At 45.2% G+C, this 18404-nt stretch carries 21 protein-coding genes and 1 pseudogene; 19 read left to right on the top strand and 3 right to left on the bottom strand.

Features of this window, described 5'->3' with window-relative positions; genetic code table 11:
• Positions 1 to 24 precede the first annotated feature (24 nt).
• From AXI57_RS01895 to AXI57_RS01925, 8 genes and pseudogenes are all read left to right on the top strand, one after another.
• On the top strand, positions 25 to 1314 hold the full coding sequence (locus AXI57_RS01895) for a UDP-N-acetylglucosamine 1-carboxyvinyltransferase (protein WP_003326527.1): 1290 nt from the start codon (positions 25 to 27) through the stop codon (positions 1312 to 1314).
• 32 nt (positions 1315 to 1346) lie between these two features.
• Complete coding sequence (gene glpX, locus AXI57_RS01900) at positions 1347 to 2312, top strand: class II fructose-bisphosphatase (RefSeq protein WP_061669090.1); 966 nt, start codon at positions 1347 to 1349, stop codon at positions 2310 to 2312.
• 214 nt (positions 2313 to 2526) lie between these two features.
• Positions 2527 to 2702, top strand: a pseudogene (locus tag AXI57_RS21900) (hypothetical protein).
• A gap of 22 nt (positions 2703 to 2724) precedes the next feature.
• A complete protein-coding gene (gene rho, locus AXI57_RS01905; RefSeq protein ID WP_003326529.1) occupies positions 2725 to 4008 on the top strand; it encodes a transcription termination factor Rho in 1284 nt (427 codons plus the stop codon).
• Positions 4009 to 4136: 128 nt separating this feature from the next.
• Positions 4137 to 4337: a 50S ribosomal protein L31 gene (gene rpmE, locus AXI57_RS01910; RefSeq protein ID WP_003326530.1), complete on the top strand. Its 201-nt coding sequence runs from the start codon at positions 4137 to 4139 to the stop codon at positions 4335 to 4337.
• 91 nt (positions 4338 to 4428) lie between these two features.
• Positions 4429 to 5025 carry a thymidine kinase gene (locus tag AXI57_RS01915; protein ID WP_061669091.1) on the top strand — a complete coding sequence of 199 codons (597 nt, stop codon included), beginning with the start codon at positions 4429 to 4431 and terminating at the stop codon, positions 5023 to 5025.
• 281 nt (positions 5026 to 5306) lie between these two features.
• A complete protein-coding gene (malS, locus tag AXI57_RS01920; RefSeq protein WP_003326532.1) occupies positions 5307 to 7004 on the top strand; it encodes an oxaloacetate-decarboxylating malate dehydrogenase in 1698 nt (565 codons plus the stop codon).
• Between the two features lie 84 nt (positions 7005 to 7088).
• A complete protein-coding gene (locus AXI57_RS01925; protein WP_003326534.1) occupies positions 7089 to 8045 on the top strand; it encodes an AEC family transporter in 957 nt (318 codons plus the stop codon).
• Positions 8046 to 8081: 36 nt separating this feature from the next.
• On the opposite strand, the gene racA is transcribed toward AXI57_RS01925, so the two are convergent.
• Both racA and gloA2 read right to left on the bottom strand, forming a co-directional pair.
• On the bottom strand, positions 8082 to 8642 hold the full coding sequence (gene racA / locus AXI57_RS01930; protein WP_061669092.1) for a chromosome-anchoring protein RacA: 561 nt from the start codon (positions 8640 to 8642) through the stop codon (positions 8082 to 8084).
• Between the two features lie 122 nt (positions 8643 to 8764).
• Positions 8765 to 9148: an SMU1112c/YaeR family gloxylase I-like metalloprotein gene (gene gloA2 / locus AXI57_RS01935; protein WP_003326536.1), complete on the bottom strand. Its 384-nt coding sequence runs from the start codon at positions 9146 to 9148 to the stop codon at positions 8765 to 8767.
• Positions 9149 to 9276: 128 nt separating this feature from the next.
• Here gloA2 and prfA point away from each other — a divergent pair, with 128 nt between their 5' ends.
• The 3 genes from prfA (at position 9277) to AXI57_RS01950 (ending at position 11688) form a co-directional block, all read left to right on the top strand.
• Positions 9277 to 10347, top strand: a complete 1071-nt coding sequence (gene prfA / locus AXI57_RS01940; RefSeq protein WP_010790211.1) for a peptide chain release factor 1 — start codon at positions 9277 to 9279, stop codon at positions 10345 to 10347.
• A 1-nt stretch (position 10348) separates the two neighbouring features.
• On the top strand, positions 10349 to 11215 hold the full coding sequence (prmC, locus tag AXI57_RS01945; protein WP_061669093.1) for a peptide chain release factor N(5)-glutamine methyltransferase: 867 nt from the start codon (positions 10349 to 10351) through the stop codon (positions 11213 to 11215).
• Between the two features lie 185 nt (positions 11216 to 11400).
• Complete coding sequence (locus AXI57_RS01950; RefSeq protein ID WP_061669094.1) at positions 11401 to 11688, top strand: DUF5316 family protein; 288 nt, start codon at positions 11401 to 11403, stop codon at positions 11686 to 11688.
• Between the two features lie 29 nt (positions 11689 to 11717).
• Here AXI57_RS01950 and AXI57_RS01955 read toward each other — a convergent pair whose 3' ends face one another.
• Complete coding sequence (locus tag AXI57_RS01955) at positions 11718 to 12083, bottom strand: UPF0715 family protein (RefSeq protein ID WP_003326540.1); 366 nt, start codon at positions 12081 to 12083, stop codon at positions 11718 to 11720.
• 165 nt (positions 12084 to 12248) lie between these two features.
• Here AXI57_RS01955 and spoIIR point away from each other — a divergent pair, with 165 nt between their 5' ends.
• From spoIIR to glyA, 8 genes are all read left to right on the top strand, one after another.
• Positions 12249 to 12935: a stage II sporulation protein R gene (gene spoIIR, locus AXI57_RS01960; protein ID WP_061669095.1), complete on the top strand. Its 687-nt coding sequence runs from the start codon at positions 12249 to 12251 to the stop codon at positions 12933 to 12935.
• Between the two features lie 69 nt (positions 12936 to 13004).
• Positions 13005 to 13448 carry a GNAT family N-acetyltransferase gene (locus AXI57_RS01965; protein ID WP_061669096.1) on the top strand — a complete coding sequence of 148 codons (444 nt, stop codon included), beginning with the start codon at positions 13005 to 13007 and terminating at the stop codon, positions 13446 to 13448.
• A gap of 155 nt (positions 13449 to 13603) precedes the next feature.
• Complete coding sequence (locus AXI57_RS01970; protein WP_003326543.1) at positions 13604 to 14644, top strand: L-threonylcarbamoyladenylate synthase; 1041 nt, start codon at positions 13604 to 13606, stop codon at positions 14642 to 14644.
• Positions 14645 to 14721: 77 nt separating this feature from the next.
• Positions 14722 to 15279, top strand: a complete 558-nt coding sequence (locus AXI57_RS01975) for a manganese efflux pump MntP (protein ID WP_003326544.1) — start codon at positions 14722 to 14724, stop codon at positions 15277 to 15279.
• A 75-nt stretch (positions 15280 to 15354) separates the two neighbouring features.
• Positions 15355 to 15810: a low molecular weight protein arginine phosphatase gene (locus AXI57_RS01980; RefSeq protein ID WP_003326545.1), complete on the top strand. Its 456-nt coding sequence runs from the start codon at positions 15355 to 15357 to the stop codon at positions 15808 to 15810.
• An 89-nt stretch (positions 15811 to 15899) separates the two neighbouring features.
• Positions 15900 to 16349, top strand: coding sequence for a ribose 5-phosphate isomerase B (gene rpiB, locus AXI57_RS01985; RefSeq protein ID WP_003326546.1), 450 nt, complete (start codon positions 15900 to 15902; stop codon positions 16347 to 16349).
• A gap of 12 nt (positions 16350 to 16361) precedes the next feature.
• Positions 16362 to 16904, top strand: a complete 543-nt coding sequence (locus tag AXI57_RS01990) for a TIGR01440 family protein (RefSeq protein ID WP_061669097.1) — start codon at positions 16362 to 16364, stop codon at positions 16902 to 16904.
• A 192-nt stretch (positions 16905 to 17096) separates the two neighbouring features.
• Complete coding sequence (gene glyA, locus AXI57_RS01995) at positions 17097 to 18344, top strand: serine hydroxymethyltransferase (RefSeq protein WP_003326549.1); 1248 nt, start codon at positions 17097 to 17099, stop codon at positions 18342 to 18344.
• The last annotated feature ends 60 nt before the right edge of the window (positions 18345 to 18404 follow it).

Consider the following 18404-nt stretch of genomic DNA (forward strand, 5'->3'; position numbering starts at 1 on the left):
ATCTTCTTAAGGAAGGAGACTATCATGGAAAAGTTGAATATTGCCGGCGGCGACTCGTTAAATGGAACAGTACATATAAGCGGCGCAAAAAACAGCGCTGTCGCTTTGATACCTGCAACCATCTTGGCAAATTCCGAAGTGACCATAGAAGGGCTTCCGGAGATTTCAGATATTGAAACGCTGCGTGATCTGTTAAAAGAAATCGGCGGCAGCGTCCATTTTGAAAATGGAGAAATGGTTGTTGACCCCACTTCGATGATCAGCATGCCGCTCCCTAACGGAAAAGTGAAAAAACTGCGCGCCTCGTATTATTTAATGGGTGCGATGCTCGGACGCTTCAAACAAGCGGTGATTGGTCTGCCGGGAGGCTGCCATCTAGGTCCGAGGCCGATTGACCAGCATATAAAAGGCTTTGAAGCGCTTGGAGCCGAAGTGACAAATGAACAGGGCGCGATTTATCTGCGTGCTGAAAAGCTGAGAGGCGCCCGGATCTACCTGGATGTCGTCAGTGTGGGGGCTACCATTAATATTATGCTTGCCGCCGTGCTCGCTGAAGGAAAAACATTGATAGAAAACGCGGCGAAGGAGCCTGAGATTATAGATGTCGCCACACTCCTGACCAGCATGGGCGCAAAAATTAAAGGCGCCGGAACCAATGTCATACGGATAGACGGCGTAAAAGAGCTTCATGGCTGCAAACATACGATTATCCCAGACAGAATAGAAGCCGGAACATTTATGATCGCCGGTGCGTCAATGGGCAAGGAAGTCATTATCGACAATGTGATTCCGACTCATCTTGAATCCTTAACGGCAAAGCTGAGAGAAATGGGTTTTCATATTGAAACAAGCGACGACCAAATATTGATTGTCGGCGGCCAAAAAGAATTAAAGCCTGTAGATGTGAAAACACTTGTATACCCGGGATTTCCGACAGACCTGCAGCAGCCGATGACATCGCTTTTGACAAAGGCGAGAGGGACAAGTGTCGTGACGGACACCATTTACTCGGCAAGGTTCAAGCATATTGACGAGCTGAGACGAATGGGAGCCAATATGAAGGTGGAAGGAAGATCCGCCATTATTACCGGTCCTGTCGAGCTGCAAGGCGCCAAAGTCAAGGCCAGTGATTTGAGGGCGGGCGCCTGTCTTGTCGTCGCCGGGCTGATGGCCGACGGTGTGACGGAAATTACCGGTTTAGAGCATTTGGACAGAGGCTACAGCGATCTGGAAAAGAAACTGGAAGGTCTTGGAGCCACAATCTGGCGGGAAAGGCTGACAGACGAAGAGATAGAACAGTTGCAAAATTCTTAGAATGTGTAATTGTGAGAGGGGATCGTGCTGAGATGGAAAGAAGTTTATCAATGGAATTGGTACGTGTAACAGAAGCGGCCGCATTGGCATCTGCAAGATGGATGGGCCGGGGGAAAAAAGACGAGGCGGATGACGCTGCGACAAGCGCAATGAGAGATGTATTTGATACGGTTCCTATGAAAGGAACCGTGGTAATCGGTGAAGGCGAGATGGATGAGGCGCCAATGCTTTATATCGGCGAGAAGCTCGGCAACGGCTACGGCCCGCGCGTCGATGTGGCAGTTGATCCTCTTGAAGGCACGAACATTTTAGCGAGCGGCGGCTGGAACGCGCTGACGGTTATTGCGGTTGCTGATCACGGCACCCTGCTGAACGCTCCTGATATGTATATGGAAAAGATTGCAGTCGGTCCTGAAGCGGTAGGCTGCATTGATATCGAAGCACCTATCATTGATAACTTAAAAGCGGTGGCGAAAGCAAAGAACAAAGATATTGAGGATGTCGTTGCTACCATCTTAAACCGTGAAAGACACGAAAAAATCATTTCTGAGCTTCGTGAGGCCGGTGCCAGAATCAAGCTCATCAACGACGGAGATGTCGCCGGCGCCATCAACACTGCCTTTGACCATACAGGCGTTGATATCTTGTTTGGATCAGGCGGCGCCCCAGAAGGTGTGCTTTCCGCTGTCGCTCTGAAAGCTCTTGGTGGAGAGATCATCGGCAAGCTGCTTCCGCAAAGCGATGAAGAAAGAATGCGCTGTGAAGCAATGGGCCTAGATGTAAACAAAGTCCTCCGCATGGAAGACCTTGTAAAAGGCGACGATGCCATTTTCGCGGCTACGGGCGTCACGGACGGCGAGCTGTTGAAAGGCGTTCAATTCAAAGGCTCTGTCGGTACGACAGAAAGCTTGGTTATAAGAGCAAAATCCGGCACAGTCCGATTTGTTGACGGAAGACACAGCCTTAAGAAAAAACCAAATTTGGTCATCCGTCCATAAGAGAGAGAAAAAGCGGGTAGATGATCCCGCTTTTCTTTTGCAAAAAAGAGTCAACCCTATCATTTATATGTCAAAGTGTTATTTAAGTTGAATAATCCTTTGAAATGAGGTAAAAATAAAGAGTGCTGCGATTTTTCTGCGTATTAACTTCTTTTAAGCACTAGGAAAGTTTTAATTTCTACCGCATACAGACGATATAAATATTGATCTTCTCATGTTTTTGTCCTCGCTTCCTTCAAAACTCATAAAGATAATCCTTTTAAAAAAGCGCCGATAATGGGTGGAAGTGTTACCGATAGAAGTTCCTTTACGTTAAAAAAAGAAAGTGCTTTGGCGGATGATGCAACAAGCAGCCAAACGAATATGTACGGCAATCAAGCAATACATTGACTATGAAAAGCGTGGTGTTTTTATGAAAGACGTATCTATTTCCTCTTTGGAAAACATGAAGTTAAAAGAACTTTATGAACTTGCAAGACATTATAAAATCTCCTACTACAGCAAACTGACAAAAAAAGAATTGATCTTTGCCATTCTGAAAGCCAATGCCGAGCAGGAAGATCTTCTGTTCATGGAAGGTGTGCTTGAGATTATCCAATCCGAGGGCTTTGGCTTCCTGAGACCGATTAATTACTCTCCAAGCTCGGAAGATATTTATATTTCTGCCTCTCAAATCCGCCGTTTTGATTTGAGAAACGGAGACAAAGTATCGGGCAAGGTTCGTCCTCCGAAAGAAAATGAACGGTATTATGGACTTTTGCACGTTGAAGCAGTAAATGGAGATGATCCGGAATCCGCGAAAGAACGCGTTCATTTCCCTGCTCTTACGCCGCTTTATCCTGACCGTCATATGGTCCTTGAAACAAAACCGAATTATTTATCTACGAGAATTATGGATATGATGGCGCCTGTAGGTTTTGGACAGCGCGGATTAATTGTAGCGCCGCCAAAAGCCGGTAAAACGATGCTGTTAAAAGAAATCGCCAACAGCATCACAGCGAATCAGCCGGAAGCAGAGCTGATCGTGCTGTTAATTGACGAAAGACCGGAGGAAGTAACGGATATTGAACGTTCAGTGGCAGGCGATGTCGTCAGCTCAACGTTTGATGAAGTTCCGGAAAATCATATTAAGGTGGCTGAGCTTGTGCTTGAGCGCGCCATGCGCCTCGTTGAGCACAAAAAAGACGTTGTCATCCTTATGGACAGCATCACACGGCTTGCCCGCGCCTACAACTTAGTGATCCCGCCAAGCGGAAGAACGCTTTCCGGAGGAATTGACCCTGCGGCGTTCCACCGTCCGAAGCGTTTCTTCGGAGCTGCGAGAAATATCGAAGAGGGCGGAAGCTTAACCATCCTGGCGACGGCTCTTGTTGACACCGGCTCCCGTATGGACGATGTCATTTACGAAGAGTTCAAGGGAACAGGAAACATGGAGCTTCACCTTGACCGTTCACTAGCGGAAAGACGGATCTTCCCTGCAATTGATATCCGCCGTTCCGGAACACGTAAGGAAGAGCTTCTTGTGCCTAAAGAGCATCTTGACCGTTTGTGGTCGATTCGAAAAACAATGTCTGATTCTCCTGATTTCGCAGAGAAATTCATGAGAAAAATGAGAAAAACAAAAACAAATCAAGAGTTTTTTGATATTTTGAATCAGGAATGGAAACAGGCGAATCTATCATCTGCAAGACGCTGAGAAAACAAAAAATCATTTGCAAAAAAAGTCATTCACTGATATAATTCTCTCATGTGCGTTTCGGACAAATGCTCCGAAATAATAACTCTGTTTCCACACGGGATTCAGGGCGGAAGGAGATGGACACATTGAAAACAGGAATTCATCCTAATTTCAAAAAAGCAACAGTTAAATGTGCTTGCGGAAATGAATTTGAAACAGGCTCAGTAAAAGAAGAGGTACGCGTTGAGATTTGCTCTGAATGCCACCCATTCTACACTGGCCGCCAAAAATTCGCTTCTGCTGATGGTCGTGTTGATCGCTTTAACAAAAAATACGGTCTTAAGTAATAATAGATTTTATCAACAGGCAAGAAGCAATTCTTGCCTGTTTTTATGTTGTCTAAAATAGACGCTGGTGATGAAAGGGGAGCAGAAGCCTATGTACATAATGAAGCAAAGCGGGTGGCTGGAGCTGATTTGCGGCAGTATGTTCTCTGGGAAATCGGAAGAGCTGATCCGAAGAGTGAAGAGAGCGACTTATGCCAAACAGGAAGTCAGAGTATTTAAGCCCGCTATAGATAACCGTTACAGTGAGGAAGCCGTTGTCTCTCACAACGGAACGTCGATGACAAGCCATGTTATTGCCGCTCCTGCTGAAATATGGAACCACATCAGTGAAACGACAGATGTGATTGCGGTTGATGAGGTGCAATTTTTTGACCGGATGATCATTGAAGTCTTGTCGTCGCTCGCCGATAAAGGATATCGTGTCATTGCGGCGGGTCTTGATATGGATTTCAGGGGAGAACCGTTCGGCGTGGTGCCTGATTTGATGGCAATGGCTGAAACAGTTACAAAGCTTCAAGCCGTCTGTTCTGTCTGCGGATCACCCGCAAGCCGTACTCAGCGCCTTATTAATGGTAAGCCTGCTTCTTATGATGATCCTATCATTTTGGTCGGGGCGTCAGAATCATATGAAGCAAGATGCAGACACCATCACGAGGTCCCGGAGAAAGCAGGAAATGCAGGAAAGTAGTTCATATATAAATTGGAAAACACCGGCAGGGAAAAGCCGGTGTTTTTTATTTTTCACAAATATTGTAGTTAAAAAACTTAATTAAGAGTAATAAAAAATTAAGTAATTTTCATCACTTGAATTTTGATTATAGCAGGCATAAAATGTCTTACGTAGTGTAAATAGTTTTTAGACATTGTTCGAATAATTGTCAAAAAATCGTTTAACGATCATGATCGATTTTATTGTAGATGACTTATTATTTAACCAGATTAACAATTAAAAGAAAGAAGGAGATTTGCTTGAATAACATTAAAAAAACACAGGAAGGTCATTTGGAAACGACTCTAAGAGGAAAAGAAGTATTGTCCATTCCTACTTTGAATAAAGGTGTGGCTTTTTCACTTGAAGAAAGACAAGAACTTGGTTTAGACGGACTTCTTCCGCCGACTGTACTTTCTCTTGACCAGCAGGCGAAACGCGCGTATGAGCAATTTTTAGCCCAGCCTGACCGTCTTCGTCAAAATGTTTATTTAAATGACTTGCAAAACCGTAATGAAGTTCTTTTCTATAAATTGTTACAAAATCATCTTCGTGAAATGCTTCCGGTTGTTTATACACCGACAGTTGGTGAAGCGATTCAAGAATACAGCCATGAATACAGAAGACCGCAGGGGATTTACCTTTCAATTGACAACATTGACGGAATTGAAAAGGCGTTTGAAAATCTTCATGCAACGGCGGGCGATATTGACTTGATCGTGGCAACCGATTCTGAAAGTATCCTTGGTATCGGTGACTGGGGTGTAGGCGGAATTAATATTGCGATCGGTAAACTGGCTGTTTACACTGCGGCGGCGGGTATTGATCCAAGCCGGGTTATTCCTGTTGTGCTTGATGTGGGAACAAACAATGAAAAGCTGCTTAATGATCCATTATATATCGGTAACCATCATGAGCGTATTCAAGGTGAACGTTATGAAGCCTTCGTTGATGCGTATATCAAGGCTGCATTGAAGTTCTTCCCTAAAGCGCTTCTTCACTGGGAAGATTTCGGAAACAAAAATGCACGCAATATCATGAAAAAATATAACCATGAAATCCTGACATTTAACGATGATATTCAAGGTACAGGTGCGATTACTCTTGCGGGTGTGCTTGCAGCTATGAAGAAAACAGGCGCTTCTATTAAAGATCAGCGCGTTGTCATCTTTGGAGCGGGTTCTGCGGGTATCGGTATCGCTGACCAAATCCGTGACACAATGGTTCTTGCTGGATTGTCTGAAGAAGAAGCCAACAAAGCGTTCTATACACTTGATTACAGAGGCCTATTGACAGACGATATGGAAGGCATTCTTGATTTCCAAAAACCTTACCTTCGCAGCACTGAAGAAGTGAAAGATTGGAAACATAATGAAAAAGGTGAAATTCCATTCGACGAAGTGGTTCGCCAAGCGAAACCGACAATCTTAATCGGTACATCAGGGGTTTCAGGTGCGTTTACAGAGGATATTGTAAAAGAAATGGCTTCTCATGTAGACCGCCCTGTCATTATGCCTATGTCAAATCCGACTCATCTTGCTGAAGCAGTGCCTGAAGATCTGTTCAAATGGACGGACGGAAAAGTGCTTGTTGCAACGGGAAGCCCGTTTGACAATGTTGAATACAACGGCGTTTCATATGAAATCGGACAATCTAATAACGCATTTGCGTTCCCAGGCCTTGGACTTGGTTCAATTGTAGTCGAAGCAAGCGTCATTACACCTGCAATGTTTGCTGCAACAGCAAACGCAATTGCGGAAATGGTCGACTTTGAAACACCTGGAGCAGGATTGCTTCCAAGTATTGATGATCTTCAAGAGGTTTCAATCCGAGTTGCGATTGACGTGGCAGAAGCAGCCATCAAAGACGGCGTAGCTAATGTACATCCGGAAGATGTAAGACAAGCAGTGCTTGATGCAATGTGGTCACCGCAATACAAAAAAGTAATTGCAAAATAATTTTTTGAGTAATATTTCTGTCCGAGGGAAAGCTTTTTAGTAAAGCTGCAGTATACGGACATCAAGGATACGGAGGAGAAAATCTTGAGCTTCTTAGATATTTTAATCCTCCTGGCACCGATATTTTTCGTTATCGTGCTGGGATGGTTCGCTGGTCATTTCGGAAGTTATGATGCTAAGTCTGCAAAAGGGGTAAGTACGTTAGTCACAAAATACGCACTTCCGGCTCACTTTATCGCTGGTATTTTAACAACTTCCAGAAGTGAATTTTTATCACAAGTACCTTTAATGGTATCATTGATTATTGGAATCGTCGGCTTTTATATTGTTATTCTTTTAGTATGTAAATTTGTTTTTAAATATGATTTAACAAATTCATCAGTTTTCTCACTGAACTCAGCCCAGCCAACTTTCGCCTTTATGGGTATTCCTGTATTGGGAAGTTTGTTCGGCGCTCAAGAGGTTGCGATTCCGATCGCGGTGACGGGTATCGTGGTTAACGCGATGCTTGACCCGCTTGCCATCATCATTGCAACTGTCGGTGAGTCATCGAAGAAGAAAGATGCGAACAGCGAAAGTTTTTGGAAAATGACAGGGAAATCAATTTTGCACGGTCTTTCTGAACCGCTTGCTGCAGCTCCGCTGGCTAGTATGATTCTGGTTCTTTGCGGTGTTTCGCTTCCTGAACTAGGCGTGAAGATGCTTGATCAGCTTGGAAGCACGACTTCGGGCGTGGCGCTCTTTGCAGTCGGTGTAACAGTTGGTATCCGCAAAATTAAACTCAGCATGCCGGCCTTTGGTATTGCCTTGCTGAAAGTTGCCGTTCAGCCTGCGTTAATGTTCTTGATCGCCCTTGCTGTCGGTTTGCCTGCTGACCAAACAACAAAAGCCATCCTGCTTGTTGCGTTCCCGGGTTCAGCTGTAGCAGCTATGATTGCGACACGATTCGAGAAACAAGAAGAAGAAACGGCTTCTGCGTTTGTGATCAGTGCGATTCTGTCACTGATTTCACTGCCGATTATTATCGCGCTTACTGCGTAGAAAAAAAAAGCTCCCTGTCAAAAGGGAGCTTTTTTATTAGGTCTGAAACTTAAAAAGTGATAGGAGCGGTTTTTTTCTGGTTTTTGTCTTTTCAGAGGAAGCAGCCGTTTCGGGGATTGGCTCGGCAGCGGATAGATGCTTTGTTTGTGAGGCGAGAGATTGCAGATCTGCGTGTAAGTCATCAATCTCTCTTCTGTGCTGGAGCAACTGATACGACACACCTTCGTCGGCCTTCTGTTTGAGCTGCCGTTCAAGCTCATCCAGCCTTGCCAGAAGCTTGTCCTCTGACTGCTTTTGCTGTAAAAGGGCAGAGAGCTTCTGTTCCAGCTGCTCTATTCTTTGTTCGGATGCACCGCCGTTCGTTTTTTGCAGGATAAAACCCGAACGCTTTTTATGCTGCCGCGGAACGTTTACTTCTTGGAGCGCGACACCCTCAGAAATTTGTTTTTGAACCGATTTCAGCACGTTCACATCATCTTCTGTAAAGGAATAGTGTCCAAGTTCATTCCGTTCTGCCGGAAGATTCAGCTGCTTGACCCACCGCTGGACAGTTTTGGTTGATACACCGAGTTCTCTTGCCACCACATTGGTATTCATAATCGCATACCTCCTTTTCAGGTAGGTATTCGACTAAGTGATCCGGTTCCCTTCACGTTAGACAAAACAAGAAAAGATTCGTCAAAGAAAGTGGTGATTTCCCTTTTTTCTTCAATTAACCGTTACCGCTCATACAGTTCCAAAGGGAGCCCGTCAGGATCGGAAAAGAAAGTAAATCGTTTGCCTGTCAAAGGATCAATTCTGACCGGCTCCGTAACAATGCCTTTTTCACCAAGCTTCTTCACAGCTTGATCAAGATCTCTGACTGTGAAGGCGAGGTGGCGCAACCCTGCCGCTTCCGGATGCGTCTGGCGCGCGGGCGGATCAGGGAAAGAAAACAGTTCAATGGCATACGTGCCGCCAAGGGAAAGATCAAGTTTATATGAATCCCGCTCTTTCCGGTACGTTTCTTGAACGATATCAAACCCAAGCTTCTCTGTGTAAAAAGTTTTCGACTTTTCATAATCGGAACATATTATAGCGATATGGTGAATGGATTCGAACAATGGAAACCCTCCTCTTTTTTTACAGTATATCAAATCGGATGTTTTGATCGGATAGAATTGCTTTTGACTGGCGGTAAGCCCTATACTATAATGAGAATGTTACGCACAGGAAAACAGAGGTGAAGACCGTGTTAGACCGTTTAAAGTCAATCGAAGAACGATATGAGAAATTAAATGAACTGTTATCTGATCCAGAGGTCGTCAATGACCCGAATAAACTCAGAGAATATTCAAAAGAACAATCCGACATTTCAGAGACAGTTGAAGTATATAGACGCTACAGAGATGCATCAGAACAGCTGGCTGATGCAAAGGCGATGCTTGAAGATAAGCTCGATGCCGAAATGCGGGAAATGGTGAAAGAAGAGATTTCTGAGCTTCAGGATGAAACGGAAGCCCTGACAGACCAGCTCAAACTATTGCTTGTACCTAAAGATCCGAATGATGATAAAAACGTCATCATGGAGATCCGCGGAGCAGCGGGCGGTGAAGAAGCGGCGCTGTTTGCAGGTAATTTATACCGCATGTACAGCCGCTATGCCGAGCTTCAAGGCTGGAAAACTGAAATCATGGAAGCGAGTGTAACGGGAACCGGCGGTTATAAAGAAATCATTATTATGATCAACGGAAAAGGCGCTTACTCGAAACTAAAGTATGAAAACGGCGCACACCGTGTGCAGCGTGTCCCTGAAACAGAATCAGGCGGGCGCATCCATACATCTACGGCAACAGTAGCCTGTCTTCCGGAAGCGGAAGAGGTTGAAGTGGACATTCATGAAAAAGATATTCGTGTCGATACGTTTACTTCAAGCGGACCGGGGGGACAAAGTGTAAATACGACAATGTCTGCCGTCCGTCTGACCCATTTGCCGACCGGTGTCGTGGTGTCTTGCCAAGACGAGAAATCACAGATTAAAAACAAAGAAAAAGCCATGAAAGTGCTTCGCGCGCGTGTTTACGATAAGTTCCAGCAGGAAGCGCAGGCTGAATACGATCAAACCCGTAAGTCTGCAGTCGGTACAGGCGACCGTTCAGAGCGGATCCGCACGTACAATTTTCCGCAGAACCGTGTGACGGACCACCGCATCGGACTTACCATTCAAAAGCTTGATCAAATCCTTGAAGGTAAGCTCGATGAGTTTGTTGATGCTCTGATCATGGAAGATCAGTCCAGCAAGCTGCAAAAGGCGGAAGAATAGGATGAAGAAGATATTTGAAGCCCTGAATTGGGCTTCTTCTTATTTAACTGAAGCGGGCAGAGACCGGAATGCGGCGGAGCTATTGTTAATGAATGATATCGGAATGGACCGCAGCAAGCTTTTCGCCAGTCTGCAGGACCCGATTAGCGAAGACGAGCTGTACCGATTCAAACGTCACGTGGAGATGCATAAAGAAGGCGTTCCCGTTCAATATATCATAGGGAAAGAAGCCTTTTATGGCAGAGTGTTTATCGTGAATGATGATGTACTGATTCCCCGTCCTGAAACTGAGGAAGTTGTCCTTCGTCTTCTTGAGAAACAGAAGCGGGTATTTCCGGAAGGCGAACCGTTACGTGTCATTGATGTAGGCACCGGGAGCGGGGCGATTGCCGTCACACTCGCACTTGAAAATAAACACTTTTCCGTTTCAGCAATTGATATATCAAAAGAAGCATTGCAGATTGCAGCCGAGAACGCAGAACGGCTGGGGGCGAAAGTCGACTTTTTTGAAGGTGATTTACTGGAGCCATTTATTAAAGAGGGAAAAAAAGCGGACATCATCGTATCAAACCCGCCATATATTTCGGAAGAAGAAATGGCGGACTTATCGAATGTCGTTCGTTTCCATGAACCTCTTCATGCACTGACAGACGGGGGAGACGGTTTGAGATTCTACAAGCGCTTTATGGAAGATATTCCGCGTGTGATGAATGACAAAGCACTTGTCGTCTTTGAGATCGGCTGGAAGCAGGGAGATGCGGTCAAAGAGATGTTTCTGCGCACCTTCCCGAATGCGGAAGTAGAAGTATTGAAAGACATTAATGGAAAAGACAGAACAGTATGCGCGTTGATTCAGAAGTCTGAGTAAATCTATTTCGAAAGCTTGCCGGCTATGTCCAATAAACGGACGCAGCCTGCAAGCTTTTTTTTAGAAGCGAAGTTTGTTTACAGAAAAAACAAGGAATGTAAAGAAGAGCAGACGAATTGTGGTTTTTTGCCAATCAGTTTCATACGATAAAATGAAACCTTTCTTAGTGAAAGGAGAAATGCGGAATGAAGAAGGCCTTTGCGGCGGGTATTGTTCTTGCGGGCATTGAGGGGATCATCGGCTTTATATTGAGGGACAGCATGTCATTTCAATCTATATTCGGAACGGGAGCTATTATTTTCATTGCAATAAGTATCATAACATCCGGATTGGCTGTCAGCGGAATGCAGCAAAGAGCCAATTATCACTCAGAAACAAAAGAAGGCCGGGATGCGCGTTTTAAGATCGCTCTCACCTTTTTAGGGATAGCGGTGCCTACTATCATCTGCTATCTCATTTTTCTCCTTATATAACTGCGGGTGAGCAGGGAAGCCTGTTATACTCAGGCTTCTTTTTTCTCTCCTAACACAGAATCCCAAAACCAATAAACAACAGCCGTTAAAACCCCGAATAGATAGAATGCTTTATTTTGCAGCAGGGGCGGCTGGTCGGCTGATTGCAAGACGGAAAAGATGATGCCGTTGGCCACGAAAGCCGCTGCGAGATAATAGAGCAAATATAAGGGACTGAACCGCTTCGGCTTTTTATTCAGCACAACTTGAAGCGGAAGCGCAAAAACCAAATAAGGAAATAAAAAATAAAATGCCATCGTCACAAGAGCGGCGATCACAAACGCTTGAACATAAACGACAGAATAGATAACGGACATTGTAAAAGCCGACAGAAGCAGCACGTAACTAAATTTCATCATAAACCTCCTATTAAAACTATATCGTACCATATTTGATCATAAACGAAGAAAAAGCAGATTAAAAGCTTACTAGATTTTTTCTTCCCGATTTGTTTAAACTCTCTCCTTCTTGACCATAATAAGGCTAGAAGATCAAAGTACGGAGAGGAACGGTGGGGACCGATGAAGAAAACAATTATGATCTGTATATATATATTTCTCTTATTAACAGGAGCACTTGTGAATTTGGGAAAAGAAGAAACCGCACAAGCATCCAGTAATGAACCGGTTGTCATACCGGATGAAGCGATCCGGCTGAGAATATTGGCAAACAGTGACAAAGACAAAGACCAAGAATTAAAACGGCATATTCGAGACGCGGTGAATAAAGAGATAACAAAATGGGTAAAGGATATTACATCTATAGAAGAAGCACGGAGACTCATCCGCTCAAAGCTGCCTGAAATCAAAAACATTGCTAAAGAGGAGATGAAAAAAGAAGGCGCTCATCAACAGCTATCGGTCGATTTTGATAAAATCTCGTTTCCGACCAAGCTCTACGGCAATATGGTTTATCCGGCAGGCGAATATGAGGCCATCTTGATTACTCTTGGCGAGGGAGAGGGCGCCAATTGGTGGTGTGTTCTATTCCCGCCGCTATGTTTCCTTGACTTTTCAAACGGGGAAGCCGTCCAAGAACAAGAGGATAAGAAAGCTGAGGAAGAAGTTTCAAAAGAACAGACAGAAAAGGCCCTTGATGATTTGACAGCGAAAGCGGAAAAAGCGGAAAAATCGCAGGATGACAAAAAAGAAGATGATACAGAAGTGAAGTTTTTCCTTGTTGAATGGTTTTCTGATCTATTTTCTTGATGGAACAGGTATAAAATCATTTTCACCTCATAGATTGAAAGAAAGAGACGTAATAAACGGGGTGAGAGCATGTTTTATCAATTACGGGCAGCGAGAGAAAAGGACGGGGAAATGATTGAGGCGTTTTTAAAGCAGGCGGGTACCAATCACGCAGGTGTGAATAGAAGCAAAACACGGTTCATCATCTTAGAAGACAGCGCGAAACAAATTGCCGCCTGTCTGGGAATGGAGAACTTCAGCAAGGGGAAAGGCCTGCTTCGCTCACTCGTCGTATCGGACAAGCTCAGCCAAAGCCATATTGTGACTCTGTTTCAAAGCATGGAGGTACTCTGTGAAAAACACGAAATTAAAACCGTATACCTGATCGCTAATCAGCATTCATCAGTGGATTTCTTGCAGGTTATGGGGTTTACACAAGCCGACAGTGTGCCGGAAGAACTCTATGACTCAGATCATTTTCGTGAATCTCTGCAAACAGAGGGATCGATTTTAATGAAAAAAACATCAGCATAAGCCGATTTATACACATACTTATCCACTTCTCCCTCAGCGTTGTCCACAATTTGTGGATAACGCTTGTTTTATTGAAGGACATCTTTTATACTTTCAAAAGGATTAAACGTGTGATAATAAAGTTTTATTGTTGTGAATAAGGAGTTTGGTTATATATGAAAACGAAAAGATGGACTGTGGATGTACATGATAAGTTATCCACAAAAGACCCACAGATTGCACAGGCAGCTGATTTACTGCGGCAAAATGAGGTTGTGGCATTTCCGACAGAGACCGTCTACGGACTTGGAGCAAATGCAGAAAGCACAGAAGCGGTCATGAAAATTTATGAGGCGAAAGGACGGCCGAGTGATAATCCCCTGATCGTTCATATTGCAGACATCAGCCAGCTTGATCGCATAGCCGGACCTGCATCGGAAAAAGCAAAGAAACTGATGAAACAGTTTTGGCCCGGAGCGCTTACTCTTGTATTGCCGTGTAAACCCGGCGTGCTTTCCCCGCGTGTGACGGCAGGCCTTGAAACAGTGGCGGTGAGAATGCCGGACCATCCGCTTGCGCTTGCTCTCATCCGCTCATCGGGGCTGCCGATTGCGGCACCGAGCGCCAATTTATCCGGGAAGCCAAGTCCGACAAGAGCGGAGCATGTTGAGCATGATTTAAACGGGCGGATTGCCGGAATTATAGATGGAGGAGCCACTGGGCTTGGCGTGGAATCGACCGTGATTTCGTGTTCGGAAGATATGCCGGTTCTGCTTCGGCCGGGCGGAATTACCAAGGAGCAGATTGAAGAAGAAATCGGTGAGGTTCTTGTGGATAAAGGGCTGACTGAAAAAAATGAGACACCGATTTCTCCCGGCATGAAATATACGCACTATGCGCCATCTGCGCCGCTTGCGGTCACCGAAGGAAGTGCAGAGCGCATTCAGGCTCTTGTCAGGGAATATCAGCAAAGCGGAAAACGAGTCGGCGTGCTTACCACAGAAGAACGCGCGGATATCTATGAAGCTGATTTTGTGAAGAGCTGCGGCAGGAGAGATCAGCTTGAAACAGTAGCCGCCTCGTTATATGACGCGCTGCGGAGCTTTGATGAAGTAAAGGTTGATTTTATTATAGCTGAAGCATTTCCAAATACAGGCGTTGGCCACGCCATCATGAACAGGCTGATGAAAGCTGCCGGAGGCAAAGTTATTCACTAATACAGACAAGGGTTCTATCCTCTTTTGGACACGCATAAGCTAAACAAGCGGGCATGTCCGAGGGGGTTATGTATGTAATGGCGGGTATCTTTGTAGGGGAACTGCTCACCTTAAGCATGATGGCATTTGCGCTGGGTATGGATGCTTTTTCAGTCGGTCTCGGGATGGGCATGATCAAACTTAGAAAACAGCAAATTTTTCATATCGGGCTGATCATCGGTCTCTTTCACGTCATCATGCCGCTCGTCGGAATGGCGACGGGCAGGTTCTTATCCGGCGCTCTGGGCGTGCTGGCTATCTATATCGGAGGCGCCCTGCTGTTAATGTTGGGGATCCAGATGATGCTGGCATCTTTTAAACAGTCGGAAGAACGGCTGATTTCACCTGAGGGGCCGGGATTATTGATATTTGCAATCGGTGTCAGTCTCGACAGTTTTTCAGTCGGTCTGAGCCTGGGGATATATGGATCCAAACCGATCGTGACCATTGCGCTGTTTGGCTTGTTCAGCATGGTTCTGACATGGGTTGGGCTGCTGGTCGGAAAAAAAGTGCAGTCATGGCTCGGCTCCTACAGTGAAGCGCTTGGAGGAGCGATATTAATCGGATTTGGCCTTAAGCTGCTTTTGCCAATTTAATATACATAAAAAAAGAAACGAAATAGCCGTTTCTTTTTTTCTTCATTTATAATAGTAGAATAAGGGGTGACTGAGATGAACATCATATTTGTTTGTACAGGAAACACGTGCCGCAGTCCGATGGCTGAGGCGCTTTTTAAATCAATTGCAGAAAAAAAGGGTCTTGATGTTACCGTCCGTTCTGCCGGCGTCTTCGCTTCGCCAAACGGAAAAGCATCACCCTATGCGATAGAGGCGCTGTTTGAAAAACACATCGCGCTCAATCACGTGTCCTCACAGTTAACGGAAGAAGATGTGGAAGCGGCTGATCTCATTTTGACGATGACCAATCAGCACAAACAGCTGATCATCAATCAATTCGGTTCACACAGTGACAAAGTATTTACCATTAAAGAGTATGCGGCGGGCGTTGACGAGGATGTAACGGACCCTTTCGGAGGAACGCTTGAAGTTTATCGGCGGTCAAGAGATGAGCTGGAAGATTTATTGAATCTGCTGGCTGAACAATTGCAGAAAAACAAAGACAGATAATTTGTCAGAAAATCTGCAAACAAGTCATTTGCAAAACCTCCGTGAAAGAGTAGAATAAAGGCAATATCACACGCTGGGAGGAAAAGCTGATGAAAGTAGCCATAGCATCAGATCATGGCGGCGTTCAAATTCGAACCGAAATTATAAATCTAATGCAAGAAATGCAAATTGATTATATTGATATGGGATGTGACTGCGGCAGCGGATCAGTCGATTACCCGGATTATGCTTTTCCGGTAGCGGAAAAAGTCGTAAACGGTGAAGTTGACAGAGGCATCCTGATTTGCGGGACGGGGATTGGAATGAGCATCTCCGCCAACAAGGTCAAAGGCATCCGCTGTGCTTTGGCGCACGATACATTCAGTGCGAAAGCGACGAGAGAACATAATGATACAAATGTACTCGCCATGGGGGAGCGTGTTATCGGCCCTGGCTTAGCGCGCGACATTGCGAAAGTTTGGCTTACGACTGAATTTACCGCAGGACGCCATCAGACTCGGATCGGCAAAATCTCAGATTACGAAGAGAAAAACCTGTAGGGGTGCAGCTCAATGAGTGAGATGAAGCAAACATGGACGGCGATGCTCTCTGAATTTCAGGAAAAAGCAATGCTAAAAAAGAATCAGCTTCTTGTGCTGGGCTGCAGTACAAGCGAAGTGGCGGGCAGGCATATCGGCACCTCCGGAAGCGAAGGCATTGCTGAGGATATTTACAGCGGCCTTTATGAGCTTCAGCAAAACACGGGAATCCGACTCGCTTTTCAGTGCTGTGAGCATTTAAACAGAGCGCTTGTGGTGGAAGAGGAAACGGCTGAGCGGTACAGGCTTCCCGCTGTTTCTGCCGTACCCGTACCGAAAGCCGGCGGAGCAATGGCTTCCTATGCTTTTAAACAGATGGCATCTCCAGTTTTGGTGGAAACCATTCAAGCTGATGCCGGCATAGACGTCGGCGACACATTCATCGGCATGCATCTCAAACCTGTGGCCGTACCCGTTCGCATCTCGAAAAACCAGTTCGGCGCAGCTCATGTGACACTGGCGCGTTCAAGACCGAAACTGATCGGTGGTGTTCGGGCCGTTTATGAATGTGAATAACAAGAAGTGTTTCACAATTCTAAAAACGGTCGGGTTTCGAACTATAATAAGGTTTTGAAGTAATAATATTCGGTTTTACCAGAAAGAAATTGTGTTTTTTCAAAATAATCTTTTACATTCACCTGAAAAACCATGTACAATAGTGGTGGCAAAACATAAAGAAATGGAAACGGATAGGAGAGGATCTCGCTGATGAAACATTTACCTGCGCAAGATGAACAAGTTTTTAGTGCTATTAAAGATGAGCGTAAACGTCAACAGACAAAGATCGAATTGATTGCTTCTGAAAACTTCGTAAGTGAAGCAGTAATGGAAGCACAAGGATCTGTCTTAACTAATAAATATGCGGAAGGCTATCCAGGCAAACGCTACTACGGAGGCTGTGAGCACGTAGATGTCGTTGAGGACATTGCACGTGACCGCGCGAAGGAGATCTTTGGTGCGGAACACGTAAACGTTCAGCCGCATTCAGGCGCACAAGCAAACATGGCTGTTTACTTCACGATTTTGGAGCATGGCGATACTGTACTTGGGATGAACCTCTCCCATGGCGGTCATTTAACTCACGGAAGCCCTGTAAACTTCAGCGGCGTTCAATACAACTTTGTAGAGTACGGTGTAGATAAAGAAACTCAATATATTGATTACGAAGATGTACGCCAAAAAGCTCTTGAGCATAAGCCTAAACTTATCGTAGCCGGAGCGAGCGCTTATCCTCGCACGATCGACTTTAAGAAATTCCGTGAGATCGCAGATGAAGTCGGCGCTTACGTGATGGTGGACATGGCCCATATCGCAGGACTTGTTGCTGCAGGCCTTCATCCGAACCCGGTTCCTTATGCTGATTTCGTAACGACAACGACTCATAAAACACTTCGCGGACCTCGCGGAGGAATGATCCTTTGCCGCGAAGAGTTCGGCAAAAAGATTGATAAGTCGATCTTCCCTGGAATCCAAGGCGGACCGCTTATGCACGTTATTGCTGCGAAAGCCGTTTCTTTCGGTGAAGTATTAAAAGACGATTTCAAAACATACGCTGAAAACGTCATCTCTAATGCAAAGCGTCTTGCTGATTCATTAAATAAAGAAGGCGTGCAATTGGTATCAGGCGGAACTGACAACCACTTGGTGCTTGTTGATCTTCGTTCCCTTGGCCTAACTGGTAAGGTTGCGGAGCATGTGCTTGACGAAATCGGCATTACATCAAATAAAAACGCGATTCCGTATGATCCGGAAAAACCTTTCGTAACAAGCGGTATCCGTCTTGGAACAGCAGCTGTAACAAGCCGCGGTTTTGACGGAGAAGCATTGGATGAAGTCGGAGCCATCATCGCGCTTGCATTGAAAAACCACGAAGATGAAGGGAAACTGGAAGAAGCAAGACAGCGCGTCTCCGCTTTGACAGAAAAATTCCCTCTATATAAAGAGTTAGACTACTAAAATGCAGAAACCCGCCGGCAATGAGCCGGACGGGTTTTTTTACGATGTTCTTGAAACTCG

The organism is Bacillus atrophaeus (assembly GCF_001584335.1).
Lineage (GTDB): Bacteria > Bacillota > Bacilli > Bacillales > Bacillaceae > Bacillus > Bacillus atrophaeus.

Excerpts from the sequence above, each read along its gene's own strand:
- AXI57_RS01965 (WP_061669096.1), top strand. The coding sequence starts at position 13,005 with ATGTTTTATCAATTACGGGCAGCGAGAGAAAAGGACGGGGAAATGATT.
- AXI57_RS01970 (WP_003326543.1), top strand. The coding sequence starts at position 13,604 with ATGAAAACGAAAAGATGGACTGTGGATGTACATGATAAGTTATCCACA.
- AXI57_RS01980 (WP_003326545.1), top strand. The coding sequence starts at position 15,355 with ATGAACATCATATTTGTTTGTACAGGAAACACGTGCCGCAGTCCGATG.
- AXI57_RS01950 (WP_061669094.1), top strand. The coding sequence starts at position 11,401 with ATGAAGAAGGCCTTTGCGGCGGGTATTGTTCTTGCGGGCATTGAGGGG.
- racA (WP_061669092.1), bottom strand. The coding sequence starts at position 8,642 with ATGAATACCAATGTGGTGGCAAGAGAACTCGGTGTATCAACCAAAACT.
- AXI57_RS01975 (WP_003326544.1), top strand. The coding sequence starts at position 14,722 with ATGGCGGGTATCTTTGTAGGGGAACTGCTCACCTTAAGCATGATGGCA.
- glyA (WP_003326549.1), top strand. The coding sequence starts at position 17,097 with ATGAAACATTTACCTGCGCAAGATGAACAAGTTTTTAGTGCTATTAAA.
- glpX (WP_061669090.1), top strand. The coding sequence starts at position 1,347 with ATGGAAAGAAGTTTATCAATGGAATTGGTACGTGTAACAGAAGCGGCC.
- rpiB (WP_003326546.1), top strand. The coding sequence starts at position 15,900 with ATGAAAGTAGCCATAGCATCAGATCATGGCGGCGTTCAAATTCGAACC.
- AXI57_RS01955 (WP_003326540.1), bottom strand. The coding sequence starts at position 12,083 with ATGAAATTTAGTTACGTGCTGCTTCTGTCGGCTTTTACAATGTCCGTT.
- rho (WP_003326529.1), top strand. The coding sequence starts at position 2,725 with ATGAAAGACGTATCTATTTCCTCTTTGGAAAACATGAAGTTAAAAGAA.
- spoIIR (WP_061669095.1), top strand. The coding sequence starts at position 12,249 with ATGAAGAAAACAATTATGATCTGTATATATATATTTCTCTTATTAACA.
- AXI57_RS01990 (WP_061669097.1), top strand. The coding sequence starts at position 16,362 with ATGAGTGAGATGAAGCAAACATGGACGGCGATGCTCTCTGAATTTCAG.
- prmC (WP_061669093.1), top strand. The coding sequence starts at position 10,349 with ATGAAGAAGATATTTGAAGCCCTGAATTGGGCTTCTTCTTATTTAACT.
- AXI57_RS01915 (WP_061669091.1), top strand. The coding sequence starts at position 4,429 with ATGTACATAATGAAGCAAAGCGGGTGGCTGGAGCTGATTTGCGGCAGT.
- AXI57_RS01895 (WP_003326527.1), top strand. The coding sequence starts at position 25 with ATGGAAAAGTTGAATATTGCCGGCGGCGACTCGTTAAATGGAACAGTA.